At 57.5% G+C, this 18,076-nt stretch carries 14 protein-coding genes and 1 pseudogene; 10 read left to right on the forward strand and 5 right to left on the reverse strand.

The features are described 5' to 3' along the window. Positions 1-16 precede the first annotated feature (16 nt). Both EO133_RS01765 and EO133_RS01770 read right to left on the reverse strand, forming a co-directional pair. Positions 17-771 (reverse strand): annotated as a pseudogene (locus EO133_RS01765) (IS5 family transposase). A 291-nt stretch (positions 772-1,062) separates the two neighbouring features. Then, positions 1,063-1,275, reverse strand: a complete 213-nt coding sequence (locus tag EO133_RS01770; RefSeq protein ID WP_127070961.1) for a hypothetical protein — start codon at positions 1,273-1,275, stop codon at positions 1,063-1,065. Positions 1,276-1,487: 212 nt separating this feature from the next. Here EO133_RS01770 and EO133_RS01775 point away from each other — a divergent pair, with 212 nt between their 5' ends. The 5 genes from EO133_RS01775 (at position 1,488) to EO133_RS20120 (ending at position 9,066) form a co-directional block, all read left to right on the forward strand. Beyond that, positions 1,488-2,141, forward strand: a complete 654-nt coding sequence (locus tag EO133_RS01775) for a protein-L-isoaspartate O-methyltransferase family protein (RefSeq protein ID WP_127070962.1) — start codon at positions 1,488-1,490, stop codon at positions 2,139-2,141. Positions 2,142-2,299: 158 nt separating this feature from the next. Beyond that, positions 2,300-3,658, forward strand: a complete 1,359-nt coding sequence (locus tag EO133_RS01780; protein ID WP_127070963.1) for a TolC family outer membrane protein — start codon at positions 2,300-2,302, stop codon at positions 3,656-3,658. Between the two features lie 246 nt (positions 3,659-3,904). After that, positions 3,905-4,669: a DUF2497 domain-containing protein gene (locus EO133_RS01785; protein WP_127070964.1), complete on the forward strand. Its 765-nt coding sequence runs from the start codon at positions 3,905-3,907 to the stop codon at positions 4,667-4,669. Between the two features lie 123 nt (positions 4,670-4,792). Beyond that, positions 4,793-7,609, forward strand: a complete 2,817-nt coding sequence (locus EO133_RS01790) for a valine--tRNA ligase (RefSeq protein WP_127070965.1) — start codon at positions 4,793-4,795, stop codon at positions 7,607-7,609. A 707-nt stretch (positions 7,610-8,316) separates the two neighbouring features. After that, positions 8,317-9,066 (forward strand): tetratricopeptide repeat protein, encoded by a 750-nt coding sequence (locus EO133_RS20120; protein WP_164734840.1) that lies wholly within the window; start codon positions 8,317-8,319, stop codon positions 9,064-9,066. A gap of 2 nt (positions 9,067-9,068) precedes the next feature. On the opposite strand, the gene xth is transcribed toward EO133_RS20120, so the two are convergent. The 3 genes from xth to erpA all read right to left on the reverse strand — a co-directional run bounded on the left by xth (position 9,069) and on the right by erpA (position 10,904). Then, on the reverse strand, positions 9,069-9,851 hold the full coding sequence (gene xth, locus EO133_RS01800; RefSeq protein ID WP_127070967.1) for an exodeoxyribonuclease III: 783 nt from the start codon (positions 9,849-9,851) through the stop codon (positions 9,069-9,071). Between the two features lie 11 nt (positions 9,852-9,862). Beyond that, the gene (locus EO133_RS01805; protein WP_127070968.1) at positions 9,863-10,474 is read right to left on the reverse strand and encodes a LysE family translocator; all 612 of its coding nucleotides are present in this window, start codon (positions 10,472-10,474) and stop codon (positions 9,863-9,865) included. Positions 10,475-10,553: 79 nt separating this feature from the next. After that, positions 10,554-10,904, reverse strand: coding sequence for an iron-sulfur cluster insertion protein ErpA (gene erpA / locus EO133_RS01810; protein ID WP_127070969.1), 351 nt, complete (start codon positions 10,902-10,904; stop codon positions 10,554-10,556). A 194-nt stretch (positions 10,905-11,098) separates the two neighbouring features. On the opposite strand from erpA, the gene EO133_RS01815 reads away from it, so the two are divergent. The 5 genes from EO133_RS01815 to scpB all read left to right on the forward strand — a co-directional run bounded on the left by EO133_RS01815 (position 11,099) and on the right by scpB (position 18,011). Continuing rightward, positions 11,099-12,310, forward strand: coding sequence for a deoxyguanosinetriphosphate triphosphohydrolase (locus tag EO133_RS01815; protein WP_127070970.1), 1,212 nt, complete (start codon positions 11,099-11,101; stop codon positions 12,308-12,310). A gap of 43 nt (positions 12,311-12,353) precedes the next feature. Next, a complete protein-coding gene (gene argS, locus EO133_RS01820) occupies positions 12,354-14,105 on the forward strand; it encodes an arginine--tRNA ligase (protein ID WP_127070971.1) in 1,752 nt (583 codons plus the stop codon). An 85-nt stretch (positions 14,106-14,190) separates the two neighbouring features. After that, complete coding sequence (locus EO133_RS01825) at positions 14,191-16,431, forward strand: SPOR domain-containing protein (protein WP_127070972.1); 2,241 nt, start codon at positions 14,191-14,193, stop codon at positions 16,429-16,431. A 90-nt stretch (positions 16,432-16,521) separates the two neighbouring features. Further along, positions 16,522-17,313 (forward strand): segregation and condensation protein A, encoded by a 792-nt coding sequence (locus EO133_RS01830; protein ID WP_127070973.1) that lies wholly within the window; start codon positions 16,522-16,524, stop codon positions 17,311-17,313. Then, positions 17,310-18,011 carry an SMC-Scp complex subunit ScpB gene (gene scpB / locus EO133_RS01835; RefSeq protein WP_127070974.1) on the forward strand — a complete coding sequence of 234 codons (702 nt, stop codon included), beginning with the start codon at positions 17,310-17,312 and terminating at the stop codon, positions 18,009-18,011. The genes EO133_RS01830 and scpB overlap by 4 nt, the downstream gene beginning before the upstream one ends. The last annotated feature ends 65 nt before the right edge of the window (positions 18,012-18,076 follow it).

Genomic DNA, 18,076 nt, shown 5'->3' on the forward strand with positions numbered 1-18,076 from the left:
TAGGGTCGAGACTCAATCATAGCCAATATGCGACTGCGGCCGCGAGCATGACAGCGGAAAGGTAATTCCGGGCGAGTTTGTCGTATCGTGTTGCGACACGGCGGAAATCCTTGAGGCGGCAGAACGTGGCTTCGACACGCCAGCGGTCCTTGTAGCGCTTCTCATCGTAACGGATTATGCGCTTGCGGTTCTTGCGGCCAGGGATCACGGGGATAGTGTTCTGGCTGCGCAGAGTGGTCCGAAGTCGATTGGCATCATATCCCCGGTCAGCGATGAGCCGCTTCATGCCCATCGTATGAGTGATGAGCAGATCGGCACCCGTCATGTCCGAGGCGTTGCCGGGCGTCAGGATGAGGCGGAGCGGCCTTCCCAGAACATCGACGAGCGCGTGGACCTTGGTGGTCCGGCCACCACGCGAGATGCCAATGGCATTGGCTTTCGCCCCCCTTTTCCCCCGCCTGCACAGCGATGGGCCTTGATATAGCTGCTGTCGATCTGGGCTGTTTCGGCTATCCAGCCCTGTTCGGTTAACGCGGCCAGGATGCGTGCCCAGATGCCGCGACGGCTCCAGCGGTTCCAGCGATTATAAACGGTTGTCGCAGGGCCATACTCGACAGGGCAATCAACCCAGCGCCCGCCGCACTTGAGCATATGTATAATTCCCGAAATCACCCGCCGGTCATTAACCCGGCGCGCCCCAGGTTGGTTCTGAGGGAGGTGCGGCTCAATGGCCGCCCATGCTTCATCGCTCAACCAAAACAGTCTGCTCATCAACGCCTCCAGCTCAATCCAAAGCCAAAGAATCTGATTTGCAGCATCTATTCAATAAGCTGATTGGGTTTGGACCCTAAGATTGTTTCTTTGCAAATAGTAGAATGCAGGCGACAAAACGGTGCAACTATAATTGTCCCGTTTATTGGAGTATGGGCACGACATGGCCAACAAGCTTCAGGTTTGTTGCGCGATAAACACACATTGTGCGCAATTGGGCGCTGCCGGTACAAAAAAAGCGCCGCCGGATATGGCAGCGCTTCAATAACTATTTCAAGATGCCGAAAGACATCAGTTTCGGAACTTGCGCCATGAATTGCGCATTGGGCGGAAAAAGTCGGCGATTGTATCGGAAATGTCGCCGCGCAAATCCTGATAGATGCCCGAAACCATCTCAAACAGTTCGAGCATTGCCGTGCGGAACGGTTTACTGGGTTCCATATCTTTCACGTCTTGTTTCTGAAGTATGGAGTTGGTCTGCCGTGCGGAATTGATCCGGGTCATACGCATCCCTCCCTCGTCGTCGCCATGGTTAATATATGATGATACCAAAACGGTATTTTCAAGAACAATGCATAAATTGCAGGCAAGGTTCCGCCGCAAAGGACTGAGCCTGCCTGCAGAGGGCGACCAAACTGCTTGCGAAAGCCCGAGGGCAGCGCTATTGACCAAGGGCGAACAGACTCTCACGAGACGCACGAAGAAGGCACCAGACAATGCAAGATTTCGCACGCGCACGCCGGACCATGGTGGACAATCAATTGCGGACCAGCGCGATAACCAATTGGCGGATTCTGGACGTCATGAATCGTGTGCCACGGGAAATATTCGTGCCCGAAGCGCGCCGGGAGCTGAGCTATATTGACGATGCAATCGCTCTGTCCGAAACGCGGTCGATGCTCGCGCCGGCCGAATTTGCACGGCTTATCCAGCTTGCGGAAATCGGCGGTGACGATGTGATCCTCGATGTGGGCTGCGGAACCGGGTATTCCTGCGCCGTGCTTGCCGGGCTCGGCAATGCCGTTGTCGGGCTGGAAAGCGATGAGGCTCTTGTCGCAACGGCCAACGATACGCTGGCATCCCTCGATATAGGCAATGCCGCCGTGGTCGCCGGGCCGTTGGACCAGGGCGTGGCAAAGGAAGCGCCATTCGACGTGATTATCGTTGAAGGCGCGGTGGAAATCGTCCCACAGACGCTATTCGATCAATTGCGCGATGGCGGACGGCTTGTTGCCGTCGTCGGGCAGGGTAATGCTGCGATCGCCCATCTTTATGTTCGGCATGGGGACGAAATTTTCTCGCGCACCGCGTTCAATGCCAGCTTGCCGGCTATTGCCGGTTTTTCCCGGCCGGCAGAATTTCAGTTCTGATGCAAAATCGGGCATTGGCTGGGTTGCCAAAGCCAAAGTGTTGCCGCGACACAACGAACCGATCCGCCCGGACATTAAAATTTGTATAATTAGCGTGTTCGGCGTTGAAAGCGTGATGGGCGAGCACTAAGTTGGCCTCGCGCTGGAGGCGGTCAGTTATGTCATTGTTTAAGTTCATTCGTTTTGGCGCTGTTGCGCTTGTGTTGACGGTCATGCCAGCGGGGGCGCAAGCGCAGTCGCTTAACGACGCACTGGCGCATGCCTATTCCAATAATCCTGATATTGCCTCAGCCTTTATGTCTGTGCGTTCTGCGCGCGAGGCCATTCGCGTTGCGCAGGGCGGGCGATTGCCTACGATTGGGGCGGGAGCCTCTTTTGAGCAGACTTTTACGTTTCCAGGCGGGGGAAATGTCAATTACGGAACAACCGATCAGATCGGCCTGAACTACAATCAGACATTGTTTGACAATTATGCCACCGACGCAGCGATCCGTGCCGCCGAGGCCAAGTACGACGCAGCCGTGCAGGGGGCGCGTAACACCGAACAGAACATTCTGCTCTCGGTGGCTACAGCATACTTCAATGTCGTAAGGGACAGCCGGATCGTCCAGATTCGCCAGGAAAATATCGGCTTTGTCCGTGCGCAGCTTCAATCGGCTCGCGACCGGCTCGAACTGGGCGAAGGTACGCAGCTCGACGTTGCGCAGGCGCAGGCCGGGCTGGCTCAGGCCGAGGCTGCGCATCTTGCGGCAATCAACAATCTGCGGACCAGTGAAGCCAATTTCGAGCGCTACGTAGGGCGGCCACCGAGCGGGCTTTCTGGCTCTTACAATTTCGGCGGCCTGCTTCCCGGCTCACTCGACGGCGCGCTTGCCAATGCCACGTCCCGACATCCGGCTCTGCTTGCAACGCAGGCGCAAATTCGCGCCGCACAGCATGAAGCCGACGAAACCCGCGCCGGTTTCGGTCCCAATATTTCGCTCAGTGGTTCAATTGGTGCCGGCGGGTTTACAGGTGATGCCGTGGCGGGACAGGCACGTGTAGGCGTAAGCCTTTCTGTGCCCATCTACACGCCCCAGCGCGGCCCGGCGATGGAATTGGCCAATATCGGCCAGATACAGTCGGAGCTTCAAGCTTTTGCGACGCGCGATCAGGTTGTTGAGGCAGTGCGGCAGGCTTGGGCAGGTGTCCAGACATCGACATCTCAGATCGAGTCTGCGACCGCTGCGGTTGCTGCAAGTCGCTTGGCACTGCAGGCAACAATAGACCAGAACGAGGTTGGGCAGGCGACCACGCTCGACGTGCTCGATGCACGGGCAAGTTTGCGCAATGTGGAGGAGACTTTGGTTTCAGCGCAGGCGCAACGGTCAATCGCTGGCTTCTCGCTAATCGCGGCGACCGGTAATCTTAGCGCGCAGTCCTTGGGCCTTGCCGTGCAGCCGCGCAATGTGGATGGCACTCCGGTTGCAACGCCGGTACAAGCCGCTCCGACCGACGCGTGGGGCAATCTGCGTTAAGCTGGGTCGGCTCTTTTCGTGGAAGGTCCGCTCAGGGTCAGATCCATTCGTAATAATACCAATGTCAGGACGATCTCGCTCTGATTTCCGTGGAAGACGGGGGCGAGCAAGCAATTGCCCCGTTTCTTGCCGTAGTCAGTCGCGTTAATGTGTTGGAAAGCGAATCAATCGCGCCAGGTTTGGCGATGAGCGCTTTTTGTATAGAGTTTAGGCCGTAAGGGCGCGTTGAATATCGAAGGGGCAATCATGAGTCAGCCGGCTTCCAAAGAACCGACAATGGACGAAATCCTTTCGTCAATCCGGCAGATTATCGCCGATGACGATGAACCTGCTGCACGCAAGGTTGCATCTGCTGCCCCGGCAAAACCCGCGCCGGCCAAGGCTGTGCCAGCAGCAGCCAAGCCGGAACCGGCGCCCATATCTGAGCCAGAGGCCAAGGCCGAGACCACTGCGCCAAAGCCTGTGGCAGTGATCGATCCGTTCAGCGATGACGACGACGAAGTGCAGCCTTTGGCGCTCTCGCCCGAGCAGATTATCGCCGATGATGACGAAGCCGAAGAGGGGCCGGCCGGATTTGATATTCCCGAGGCGGAAATGCCGTCTCCGGCCAGCCTTGAAGCTGCCAACGAAGTTGCCCAAGGTAATGATTTGGCATTCGATGAATCCGAACTCAAGAATGATGTTATGCCAGTCGCTGCCAAGCCCGAGTCCGAAAAGCCCTCCAGCTTTGCCCATGCAGCACCCATGCCGGATGCAACGCTAAGCGCCGACATGGCCAACGAACTGCTTGAACCGGCTACAAAGGCGGCGGTGCACAGCGCTTTTGCCAAGCTGGGCACGCCTTCCAAGCAAACATCCGATATGGCGCTCGGCGCCAGCGGCCTGACAATCGAAAATATGATCCGCGAGATGCTTCGTCCGATGCTCAAGGACTGGCTGGAAGAAAATCTGCCATCCATGGTAGAGCGGATGGTCGAGAAGGAAATCGAGCGGGTTTCCCGCGGCGGATAATCGAGACTTGATTGCGCCGGGTTGACTCACCCGCCGTGCTTGGCTTTACAGCTAAAGCGAGCGTAAATTGCCAACCCGCTCCGTTCAGGGGCGGGTTGTTCACGTTATGGGTAAGTGGAAACGATGATTGAAAAGACCTACGAACCGGCATCGGTTGAAGGGCGCATTTATGAGGCATGGGATCAAGCGGGCGCATTTGCCGCTGGAGCAGGCAGCAAGCCGGGTGCCGAAAGCTATTCTATCGTAATTCCACCCCCGAACGTGACAGGCTCGCTGCATATCGGGCACGCGCTCAACAATACCATTCAGGACGTTCTCGCTCGTTTTGCCCGTATGCAGGGCAAGAATGTTCTCTGGCAGCCAGGCATGGACCATGCGGGGATTGCAACGCAGATGGTTGTCGAGCGCAGGCTTATGGAAGCCCAGCAGCCCTCCCGGCGCGATATGGGACGGAAAGCCTTTGTCGAAAAGGTCTGGGAATGGAAGGCCGAAAGCGGCGGCACCATTCTTAATCAGCTCAAGCGCCTCGGTGCATCGTGTGATTGGTCACGCGAGCGTTTCACCATGGATGAGGGCCTGTCCAAGGCTGTGCTCAAGGTCTTTGTTCAATTGCACAGGGAAGGACTGATCTATCGCGACAAGCGGTTGGTCAACTGGGATCCGCAATTTGAAACCGCCATTTCCGATCTCGAAGTCGAGAATCTCGAAGTCGAGGGTCATATGTGGCATTTCAAATACCCGCTGGCTGGCGGCGAAACCTATCGCTATGTCGAAAAAGACGCGGATGGGAATATCATTGTCGACGAAGAGCGCGACTATATTTCGATTGCAACGACGCGGCCCGAAACCATGCTTGGCGATGGCGCCGTCGCGGTGCATCCCGATGACGAGCGCTATGCACCAATCGTCGGCAAGCTCTGCGAAATTCCGGTTGGGCCAAAAGAGCACCGACGGCTGATCCCGATCATCACCGACGAATATCCCGATCCCGAGTTCGGGTCCGGTGCGGTGAAGATTACCGGCGCCCACGACTTCAACGACTACGAAGTTGCGCGGCGGGGCAATATCCCGATGTATTCGCTGATGGATGCTAAAGGCTCAATGCGCGCGGACGGCGCGCCTTACGCGGAGCAGGCGGCAATCGCGCGGCAGATTGCAGAGGGTAAGATCGAATTCGATACCAAAATGGTCTCGGAAATGAACCTTGTTCCCGATGAGTATCGGGGACTCGACCGTTTTGTTGCGCGCAAGCGCGTTATTGCCGATATCGATGCCGAAGGGCTGATGGTACAGGTCGAGGACAAAAAGATCATGCAGCCATTCGGTGATCGGTCCAAGGTTGTCATCGAACCGTTTCTGACCGATCAGTGGTTTGTCAATGCCGAGGTTCTGGCGCAGCCGGCGCTGGCGTCCGTACGCGAAGGCCGCACACGGTTCGTTCCAAGGAATTGGGAAAACACCTATTTTGCGTGGCTGGACAATATTCAGCCCTGGTGTATCTCGCGGCAGTTGTGGTGGGGACACCAGATCCCTGCATGGTATGGGCCGGACGGGCATATTTTCGTCGAGGAAAGCGAAGAGGCGGCACTGGCCGCCGCCAAGGCTCATTATGGTGCAGAAACGGCGCTGGAGCGCGATCCTGACGTTCTGGACACTTGGTTCTCATCCGCGCTGTGGCCCTTTTCAACAATGGGTTGGCCGGACGAAACACCGGAGCTGAAAACCTATTATCCCACGACCGATCTCGTGACGGGCTTTGACATCATCTTTTTCTGGGTCGCCAGGATGATGATGTTCGGTATGCATTTCATGGGTGAAGAGCCGTTTGCCAATGTCTATGTCCATGCTCTCGTTCGCGATGAGAAGGGGCAAAAGATGAGCAAGTCCAAGGGGAACGTGATTGATCCTCTTGGATTGGTAGAGGAATATGGTGCCGATGCAACCCGGTTTACACTGGCCGCGATGGCGGCGCAGGGGCGTGACCTCAAGCTCTCTATGAGCCGGGTCGAAGGCTATCGCAATTTTGTCACCAAGCTCTGGAATGCCGCCCGATTTCTTGAGATGAACCAATGTGTCCGCGTTGAAGGCTTCGATCCTTATGCAGTGACAAGTTCGCTCAACAAGTGGATCGCGGGCTCAACCGCTCAGGCCGTCGCTGATGTGACGCGGGCGATTCAGGATTACAAGTTCAATGAAGCGGCCAATGCCGCCTATGACTTTGTCTGGGGCACGTTCTGCGACTGGTTCGTCGAACTGGCAAAGCCGGTGTTCATGGGCGAGGATGAGGCCGCTAAAGCGGAAACGCGGGCAACGGCAGCTTGGGCGCTGGATCAGATTCTCAAGGTCTTGCATCCCTTCATGCCATTCGTGACCGAGGAACTCTGGGCAGAGACTGGTAAGGCCGGCCCGGCGCGCGACGGCTTCCTTATGCTTTCGGATTGGCCCGATCTAAAGGGGCTCGAGTTTGCCGAAGCGGATGCGGAAATGGGTTGGCTGCTTGAGGTCATTTCCGCGATCCGATCGGTGCGCACCGAAATGAATGTCCCTGCGGGCGCCAAGGTGCCACTCGCAGTTGTCGGTGGGGATAAGACGACCGAAAACCGGATTGAGACGCATCGGGCAGCCATAGGGCGATTGGCGCGCGTGGAAACCATTGCGCTTGACGATGCTGTGCCGGAAGGCTCCGCGCAGTTTGTTGTCGGTGAAGCGACGTGGGCGCTGCCGCTTGCCGGGGTTATCGATATCGAGGCGGAAAAGCTGCGGCTGGGCAAGGATCTCAAAAAGTTGGATGGAGAGATCACCGGGCTGGAGAAAAAACTGGGCAACGAGCAGTTTCTTGCCAAGGCGCCAGACGAGGTTGTCGCCGAGCAGCGGGAGCGTCTGGAGGAAGCCAGAGCACGGCGCGACAAGATCCAATCGGCGCTCGAGCGTTTGCGTTAACGATCCTGTTCCAACATTGATGAATTGATCGGGACCTGTGCCAGAACGGCGCAGGTCCCGAACGCATTTGTGGCAAATTTACTACAGTTGTCGAAGAGTCTCGACAGGCTGGCCGCGAGTCACAATTCGCTAACCGGCAATGCCACAATCTTACCCTAAACGCGCCGGAGAACGTTGTGCGGGTGGGCGGATTTTTGATGCAATGGGCAAGTATGCCCAATGCGCAATCACAAATTGGCCTGTCCTGTGAGCTTGGCACGTTGCGAAGAGCGAAAATCTTCGTTGGCGCCAGGAAGGAGCAGGGTATGAACCAATTGGCAAGAGCATCTTATCCGGCAGGCTTTGCGGCTGCGGATAGGAAGTATGCCGATGGTGAGCGGACGGTGCGCCCGATTTGCTCTAATCCAGACACAATGCCGCGGTATGATGGCTCAGAGACCCGGAAAAGTGGCATTTTTGCCGCTCATCAGCACGAAGCCATGTTGGTGATGCACAAAGCGCTGCTCAAAAAGCCGGGCTTATATAAGAATAAAATAAACAGGTTGGCGGCAGGCAGCTTTTCTGTCGCGATACATGAGATGGTAAAAGTATCCAGCCGGTATCGGGCCAATGTTGGTCTGGCGTTGCGGCAGGGATTGAGAAGGTATGTGATGCCAAATCTTTGCAGTTTGGCCGTGATATGTGCTGCGGCTTACTCGGGTATATCGATGGCAGGACAGCCAGCGCTCGCGCAGGGGCAGAGTGCTGTCGATGCTGCGCAAGAACTTGCACATATGCTCGATGGCGCGTCAGTGGACCTGAGCAGCGATAATCTTTTGTATGCCTTGCAGGATGCCGCCGAAGCCGGACAGCCCATTGCAATGTGGCAATTGGGGCTGATGTATGAATCCGGCGTAGGGGTTGAGAAAGACCCCTCGCGAGCGTTCCACTACTTCTCTCAGATTGCCAATAACCACGCGGACGCGCCTCCGCGGTCGCTCGATGCCGATATCGTGGCACAGTCTTTCGTCAAGATGGGCGATTATTATCTGCATGGCGTGCCCGATGCGGGAATCTATGCAGATACCGACCGCGCTCATGCGCTGATGATGCATGCCGCATCCTATTTCGGCGACGCTGATGCGCAATATCGTGTTGGCGTCATGTTCCTCGATCCCGAAGCACTGGGTACAAATCCACTACAAAGCGCGCGTTGGCTTTCTCTGGCGGCCCGCAAGGGGCATCCGGGGGCACAGGCACGGCTCGGTGCCTTGCTGTTCAATGGCGAGGGCATTGAAGCGCAGCCAGTTGAAGGTCTGATGTGGCTCAATATTGCAGCGCGGCGTGCGGCCGGCACGGGCGATGAGGGCTGGATTCGCGAAATGGCCGAATATGCGATGTCGGCCGCCCAGCAACCGCATATAGAGGCAGCTTTGCGTGCTGCCGACACGCTCGGCCCGCAATTTGCAGAATATTGAATTTAAGCGAAGGCGAATGTGCCCTCCACAGGAACGTGATCGGATGGCTTGTCTTGGCCACGCACGTCCTTATGGACTCTGACGCCTTCTAGCCGATCTGCGGCGTGCGGCGACAGCATCAGATGATCGATGCGAATGCCGGCATTCCGGCGCCATGCGCCCCCCTGAAAATCCCAGAATGTATAGGATGGTTCGCTGGAGGTGGCGCGCAGCGCGTCGGTCATGCCCATATTGGCTAGTATGCGGAACTTTTCGAGGCTTTCAGGCCGGAACAGCGCGTCGCCCCACCATGCCTTTGCGTCATGGGTATCGTGCCCGGTGGGGATCAGGTTGAAATCGCCGATGAGCACAAAGGGTTCTTCCAGTTCCAGCCGTTCGGCCACATAGGTATTGAGCCGGTCCATCCAGCCTAACTTGTAGGGAAACTTCTCCGAGTCGACCGGATTTCCGTTGGGCAGGTAGATATTGCAGACGCGAACGACGCCCGTTTCGGTGGAAAAAACACCCTCGATCAGGCGCGCTTGCTCGTCGCTATCATCGCCGGGCAATCCGCGATGGACTTCGTCGAAAGGCACACGCGAGAGCAAAGCAACCCCATTGAATCCCTTCTGGCCGTGGGTTTCGATGTTGTAGCCGAGCGCCTCTATTTCCTCGCGCGGAAATTTCTCGTCAATCGTCTTGATTTCCTGCAACCCGACAATGTCCGGTTTGACCTCATCGAGCCATGCGAGCACCGATTCCAGGCGTGCATTGATGCCGTTGATGTTCCAGGTCGCGATGCGCATGCTCGATTCTCTCAGCGTTCCGAAAAAGCGAGACGCAGGCCGAGAAATCCGAAGGTTCCGGCAAAGCTGCGCCGAATCCACTTTAGGACAGTTGGGCGCGAGATAACATAGTCCCGCGCCAGTGCTGCACAGGCACCGTATCCGATGAAGGTAATGAAGGTGAGCCCCATGAAAACGGCCGCGTGAGTGACCAGGGCTTCGGTCGCGTTTTCCGTCGTCGCGGGCACAAATTGCGGCAGGAAGGCGAGAAAAAACAGCGACAGTTTGGGATTGAGGACGTTGAGCAACGCGCCACTGACAGCAATGCGGATATGGGATGAGGCGACAGGTTTTTCGGAAATGCTCAACGCTCCGCCGGTCCGCAACATCGCCCAAGCCATATATAGCAGATAAGCGACACCGAGATATTTCAACGTCTGGAACGCTAGCGCGCTTGTGTGAAAGATCGCCGCCAAGCCAATAATGCTCGCAAAGGCGGCGGGCACAATGCCAAGCGTACAGCCAAAGGCTGCCGAAATGCTGGCGCGAAAGCCTCGGGCCAAGCCGATAGCAAGCGTATAGAGAACCCCGGTGCCGGGCAGAAGGCAGACGACAATTGCCGTCAGGATGAATTCGATGCTCATGGTTCCTCCAAGCCGAGCCAAACTGGCTCAAGTGGAGGTCACATCAGAATGGATGGCCCGGCCACCCGATTTTTACGGGTCAGACGGAAAAGCTGGTCCCGCAGCCACATGAGGCAATGGCATTGGGGTTTTTGATCTGGAAGGACTGGCCGATGAGATCATCAACGAAGTCGATTTCCGCACCATCCATGAATTCAAGGCTCATGGAATCGATATAGACAGTCGCCTCGTCGCGCGTCAAAACAAGGTCGTCGTCATTCGGTTTTTCCCTGACCAGATCGTACTCGTACTGAAAGCCAGAGCAGCCGCCGCCGGATACCGAAATCCGCAATACGGTGCCAGGCTCCTCCTTTGAAAGAATGCGGCGGATTCTCTTTGCCGCGCGCTCTGTCAAAACGACGTTGTTTGGTGCTAATTGGGCTTGCGTCATATCCATGCAATTCCGGTTTGCCACATTTGGTGGCCTGAAAATCTGAAATATTAGCTTTCCCTATTATATGGTATCAAAATCGAGAAAGCTCTAAGTCTTTGTTTTGTCGTGCTTCCGAACCGCAAAACCGTTTTCACTTTTGCTGGAAGCACTCTAACATAAGATCGTCTGAAGACGATGAAAAGGGGCTGCCAATGGAGAATGAATTCTCCTCGCGTGCAATGGCACCATTTGCATCCATATCCAGTCAGTCGCGGGGGCGGTTGTTCGATACCGGGGCCAGCCCTACGCGGAACCAGTTTCAACGCGACCGCGACAGGATCATTCATTCCACTGCCTTTCGCCGCCTGCAATACAAGACCCAGGTTTTTCTCCAGCATGAGGGGCAGCATTTTCGCACGCGGCTGACCCATACGCTGGAAGTAAGCCAGATTGCCCGCTCGATTGCGCGCGCGCTGAGGCTCAACGAGGATCTGGCAGAGGCGGTTGCACTGGCCCATGACCTTGGGCACACCCCGTTCGGCCATGCCGGTGAGCGGGTGCTGAACGAACGATTGGCCCAATGGGGCGGGTTTGACCACAATGTTCAGGCATTACGGGTGGTGACGGTTCTGGAGAATCGCTATGCGATCCATGACGGGCTGAACCTGACCTGGGAGACGCTTGAGGGGATTCTCAAGCATAATGGTCCCATCGTTGATGCTGATGGGAAACCATTTGGCAAATATGCCAGAGAAGGCTTGCCCGCTGGACTCGATGAAATCGTTTCTCCGGGCGATTTGAGGCTTTCCACTCATGCAAGCCTTGAAGCACAGGTGGCCGCGATTGCCGATGACATCGCCTATAATGCTCACGACATAGACGATGCAGTGCGGGCAGGGCTGTTGCACATTTCCGATCTCCCCGGAGTGCCGCTCGTTGGCCCGATCGCCGAAGAAGTGCTGACGCTCTGGCCGAAACTTGAGCAGAACCGGCAGGCCCATGAAATACAACGCCGCCTGATTACCCAGACCATTGAGGCGGTGATTGCCTTCAGCCAAGGCAAGATTGCCGAGGTGGCGCCAAGCGATGTGGAGGCAGTGCGGACATGCGGGCAAACGCTTATCGCGTTTCCGCCCGACATGGCCGAGGCCGAAAAAGAGCTTAAACGCTTCATGTTTGCCAACGTCTATCGCCATGACCGGGTGATGGGCCCGGTTGAAGCCGGTGAGGCTGTGGTCGGGCGATTGTTCGATGCTTATCTTTCCAAAGGCGCACTACCCGGTCGCTGGCGCCAGATATTCGCTGACGCGCCCGATGCCGCTGGGCGGGCCGGTGCCGTCCGTGATTTCGTTTCCGGTATGACAGACCCGTTTGCGCTTGAGGAGCATGAGCGGTTGTTTGACGAAAGGCCGGATTTCCGATAACCCGCAGCCTTGCGCTTTTTTCCGGCAGTTTACAGAGTTCCCAATGGATATTTTTGCCCTTTTTGAAGGGCGCGTCACCGATGCGCTGATTACATCCTATCCCCAGCTTGCGGAAAATCGTGAGCTTTTGGGCCGCGTTGTGGTTGAGCCGCCGCGCGATACTGCGCATGGCGACCTTTCGTCCAACGCTGCAATGGTTGTCGCCAAGCCGCTGGGGACCAATCCGCGTGAAGTCGCCAACAAACTGGTCGAGGCTTTCGCCGATGACGCAGACGTGGTTTCCGTCGAGGTGGCAGGGCCGGGCTTTCTGAACTTCCGGCTTGAGCCAAAGGTGTGGCAGGACGTTATTGCGACTGTCGGCCAATTGCGCGGCGATTTTGGCAAGTCCGATGTGGGGCAGGGCGAAAAGGTCAATGTCGAATATGTTTCGGCAAATCCCACGGGCCCGATGCATGTGGGCCATACGCGCGGCGCGGTTTACGGCGATGCGCTGGCCAGTCTTCTCGCTTATGCCGGCTACGATGTTACCAAGGAATATTACATCAACGATGCGGGATCGCAGGTCGATACGCTGGCCCGTTCGGCGTTCCTGCGCTATCGGGAAGCGCTCGGTGAAACCATCGAGATCCCATCCGGGCTATACCCTGGTGATTATCTGATTCCGGTCGGCAAAGCGCTCGTGGCGGAATTCGGCAACAGCCTGCTCGACAAGCCCGAAAGCACCTGGATGGCACCGGTCAAACAGCATGTGCTGGCGGCCATGCTCGAACTGATCAAGGCCGATCTCAAAAAGCTCGATATCGAGCATGACGTGTTCTTTTCCGAAAAGACTCTGCACGGGCAGGGCGGAGACATCGATATGACGCTCGATTGGCTGCGCGAGGAAGGGCTTGTCTATGAAGGGCGGCTGGAGCCGCCGAAAGGCAAGGCGCCGGAAGATTGGGAAGATCGCGAACAGACCCTGTTCCGCGCGACCCTATTCGGCGACGACACCGATCGTGCCCTGATCAAGTCAGATGGCAGCTATACCTATTTTGCGGCCGACATTGCCTATCATCGCAACAAGGTAATGCGGGGTTTTACAACGATCATTGACGTTCTTGGTGCTGACCATTCGGGCTATGCCTCGCGGATTCAGGCGGCGGTCAAGGCGGTTTCCGGCGGCAAGGCAACAGCGGACGTGCGCTTCTGCCAACTCGTCAAGCTGCTGCGTAATGGCGAACCGGTCAAGATGAGCAAGCGGTCCGGCGATCTGGTGACGCTCGCGGAAGTGGTGGATGAAGTGGGGCCGGATGCAACCCGCTTCATGCTCTTGTTCCGCCGCAACGATGCGCCGCTGGATTTCGATTTCGCACTGGTCAAGGAGCAGACAAGGGACAACCCGGTCTTTTACGTTCAATATGCTCATGCCCGGACCCATTCGGTGTTCCGCAATGCGGCGCGCGACTTGCCCGGTCTCGATCTGTCGCCTGACATGCTGGCAAAGGCAGATCTGAGCCTTATTGCTTCGCAAGATGAACTGGAGCTCGTCCGAATGGTTGCTGGCTGGCCGCGTCAGGTTGCCGCGGCCGCGCGGGCGCATGAGCCACATAGACTTGCGTTTTACTTGCATGATCTTGCTGCGGCGTTCCACGCCTTCTGGGCGAAAGGTAAGGAAAATCCCGAGTTACGCTTTGTTAACCAAGCAGACCCGAAAATGACAGTTGCACGACTCGCACTTGTGGATAGTGTTCGGCAAGTATTGCTCAACGGTCTTGGGCTGCTTGGCGTCAGCGCCCCTGACGAACTTTCATAATTAAGGCGCATTGCTGTGGACAAGTGCTCATTTGTCCTTTCAAAGGACAGCAAGACAACACCAAGACGTTTTGGGGCATGGCTCTATGGATACGACAAAGCAGGACCAGCAGCCGGACAATCAGGATTCCGATGACCTGATTGCCGAACTGGCGCGGCTCGTCGCGCAAGATGCACGCAATGCCTCCGGTGGTAGCCTCGCGCCGCGCAGAGTGGAACCGACGCTGGATGCACCAGCGACGCAAGCCGAGCCGGTTGTTTCCGCAGGCGATCTTGAAGAGCAGGCATCTCCGGCTAGACCGGAACCATCATGGTCGCCCGATATTTCGGGGGAGCGCGCGCCCGCATTTGAGGCAAGGCGAGAGCCGGATGTTGAAGCAACCCCTGGCTTTCGTGATGAGCGTTCGGTAAGCGATGCGGCTCTTCCAGATTTCGATTTTGGATTTGCTCCTCAGCCGCAGGCTTACGATGCGGGGCACTCCCGGCAAGAGCCTGAATGGGACGAGCCTGAAGAGCGCTCACCCGAGCCGCAGTTGTTTGCCTCCGAGCAGCAGGTGGAGGCCGCACCGCACGCCGACAGCACCTATGATCCTATCGCTGATTTGATCGCCAATGCGGAAGACGACAGCAATGAGGATTTTGAAGCTGCGCCCATTGATGAAGCCGCATATTTCGAGAGCGAGTCCACTTCAGCCGAGCCAGAGAAAAATAGTGTATCGGCAGACGCTTTAGAGAACTGGTCGTTCGATGCCGATGAAATCACCAGTGGTCGCAGTGCGCGTCCTGAGGCTGCAGAGCGCGATCCGCTGAGCGAGATCGAAGCGCTGATCGGGCAGGCCGCTCATGTGAGTTCGGCAGCGGGGCCTGTAGGCGAGCGCCGCGTGAAATCGAGCTTTCTTTCCGACGACCAGACGGAGTGGCCTGAGACGACCTCATCGCCCGAGGCCGCCATTCTGGCAGCCCAAGCGGCGGCGGCGGCGGTCAACTCCGCGCCAGCGTATCGGCCAGAGCCTGCTTTTGAGCCGGAACCGGCGCCAGCGCCCGTTTCGCCAGCGCATGCGCCGGAACCGGATTGGCGATTCGAGCCAGCGCCGGAGCCAGAGCATCAGGCACAGCCAGAACCTGAGCCAGTCCCAGAGCCGGAACCTCTCTATACGCCAGAGCCAGCATTTGAGGCGGCGCCCCTGCACGCACGCGCTGTCGCGGAAGAGCCGGGGGAAGGCGACTATTTCGAGCATGAGGACGTTTCGGAAAAGCCGCGCCGCCGTTCCCGCGACGGTATTGTCGGCTTGGTCGTGCCCGCGCTTTTGGGAACGCTCATCATTGCCGGGCTTGGCGGGATTTATTTCACGTTCTTTTCCGGTGAAGGAGATACTGGCGAAGCGCCGGTGCTCGCGGCAGACGGCGAGCCGATCCGTATTGAGCCCGAGCAGACCACCAATACCACCACGGCCAGCCAATCCGTCGTTTTCAACGAATTGGATGGCAACGCCCCCACCGGGGAAGAGGTGCTGGTTTCGCGCGATCAGACCAACGGCGCGAGCGGCAATACGATTTCGCAGATCATTAGTTCGGAAGACGGCGAGATCGGACTGGCGAACCGGGCTGTTCGTACCGTTACCGTGCGCCCGGATGGCACAATCGTAACCAGCGAAGACAGTATGGCGGGTGGTACGGTTCTGCCGGTGGACCGACCGGATGTCCCGGCCATGCCCGATAGTGCGCTGGCCAATGACCCGATCGGGCAAGCGATTGCTTCGGCGATGGGAGCTGAATCCTTGAGTGCAGCGACGCCCGAGCCAGCGGCCTCAGCAAGCGATGCGGGCGGCCAGAGTGCTACAATTGCCGTCGGTGAAGAAGCGCCGACAGGTGTGGGCGTTTTCGATCCGAGCAGCCAGAACACTTCACAGAACGGAAATGCCCCGACCCCGATTGCGCGGCCGCAGGGCCTTTCAGCCCAGCAACCGGCTGTATCACAGCCGCAGACCCTCACGCCGCCGTCGACAACGGAAGTTGCGACGCTGCAGCAGCCTGCGGCAACGCCGGCTCCGCCGCCGGCGACCACGGCGTCTAACGCACCTATCGCGGCGTGGGTACAGCTTTCGTCCCAGCGCAGCGAGGAGGTTGCGCGCGCAGGCATGGCCGAATTGCAGACACGATACGGTTCACTGTTCAATGGTGGCGAGTTGGAAGTCAGCCGGGTCGATCTTGACGATCGCGGTATCTATTACCGCGTGCGGCTCGGCCAGCCCAGCGTTGCGGAAGCAAATAGCGTCTGCAATGCCATAAGGGCTCAGGGCGGGGACTGTTTCGTCCTGAACAACTAGGCTAAGCGCCAAAGCGGCGCTTGACGGGAAGCAACAGAGTGGCAATGGTCCTTGTGATATTGCCACTTTACCCGCAGGTTTCATTTGCTCATGAACGAGCAGACCAAGAACTGGTTAGACGATACGCCACCACAGCCCGTCCCCGACGAGCGGTTGATCGTTGACGTTGCCGGGTATGAAGGTCCGCTGGATCTGCTACTGGAATTGGCGCGTAAGCAGAAGGTCGATTTGAGCGGAATTTCGGTCCTGGCGCTGGCAGAGCAATATCTGGCCTTCATTGAAACAATCCGCAAGCAGCGCATCGAGATTGCTGCCGACTATCTGGTGATGGCGGCGTGGCTGGCTTATCTCAAGAGTCGGTTCATGGTGCCGCAGCAGGATAATGACGAGGAGCCGAGCGGTGAAGAAATGGCGGCGTTGCTGCAATTTCGTCTCGCTCGCCTCGAAGCGATGCGGGACGCGGCTTCCACTTTGATGAACAGGTCAAGACTGGGAATCGCAGTGTTCGGGCGAGGGATGCCCGAACCTGTTTCAACGACCAGGCACAGCCTTTGGGAAGCCGACCTTTATCAGTTGCTGCGGGCCTATGCGGCGCAGCGAGAGCGCGGCATTCCCGCAGAATATGCGCCCGCTCAACGTACGGTATGGGCTTTGCAGGAAGCCCGCGAAATTCTCGAGCGGCTGATCGGGCAGAGTTTCGAGTGGGTGGCACTTGATTCTTATCTTGCGCAATATCTAGCGCGGCCAGAGGAGCGCGCGACCGCGCTTGCTTCAACCTTTACTGCCTCGCTTGAACTTGTACGTCTGGGCAAGGTAGAGCTGCGCCAAACGACAGCATTTGGACCGCTGCATGTCAGGCGGCGCCAAGGCGAAGAAGCATGATGGAACAGCAGGCAGAACAGCATGAGCACCTGGAAGTCGAGGCGCGCAATCTGCGCATCCTTGAGGCACTGATCTTTGCTTCGGCCGAGCCTGTCGATCCTAAAGATGTTTTGCCATATCTTTCCGATGCGGCCGATATTGATGTGCTGATCGAAAAGCTGCGGCTCAGCTATGCCGATCGCGGGGTAAATCTCGTGCGGCGTGGCAACAAATGGGCGTTTCGCACAGCAGGCGATCTCGACTTTTTGCTAAGGCGCGAGGAAACCGACACACGACCGCTTTCGCGCGCGGCGCTCGAAACGCTTGCGGTGATTGCCTATCACCAGCCGGTGACCCGCGCGGAAATCGAAGAAGTGCGCGGCGTTTCCATTTCCAAGGGTACGCTTGACGTACTGATGGAAGCGGGATGGGTAAAAATGCGGGGGCGGCGGAGGACGCCAGGGCGCCCTGTGACGTATGGCACAACCGAGGCCTTTCTCGATCATTTCGGGCTGGAGGTCTTGGGTGATCTACCGGGTCTGGATGAACTCAAGGGGGCAGGGTTGCTCTCAAGCCAGGTGCCACCGAGCTTTCAGATTCCGGTGCCTTTCGATGGGGCGCTGCGTGACGACGAAGAGCCGCTCGATCCCGATGATATGGGCGAGGTCGAACTCGATCTGGACACGCGTGGAGAGGATGACGATCACTCAAATGTGTGATCCCTACCCATTTGCGCGGTGTTTTGCTTGATCTCCTCCTTGTTTTCGTCGCGGTTTATCAATAT

The sequence above is a fragment of the Pelagibacterium lentulum genome, assembly GCF_003992625.1.
Taxonomy (GTDB): Bacteria; Pseudomonadota; Alphaproteobacteria; order Rhizobiales; family Devosiaceae; genus Pelagibacterium; species Pelagibacterium lentulum.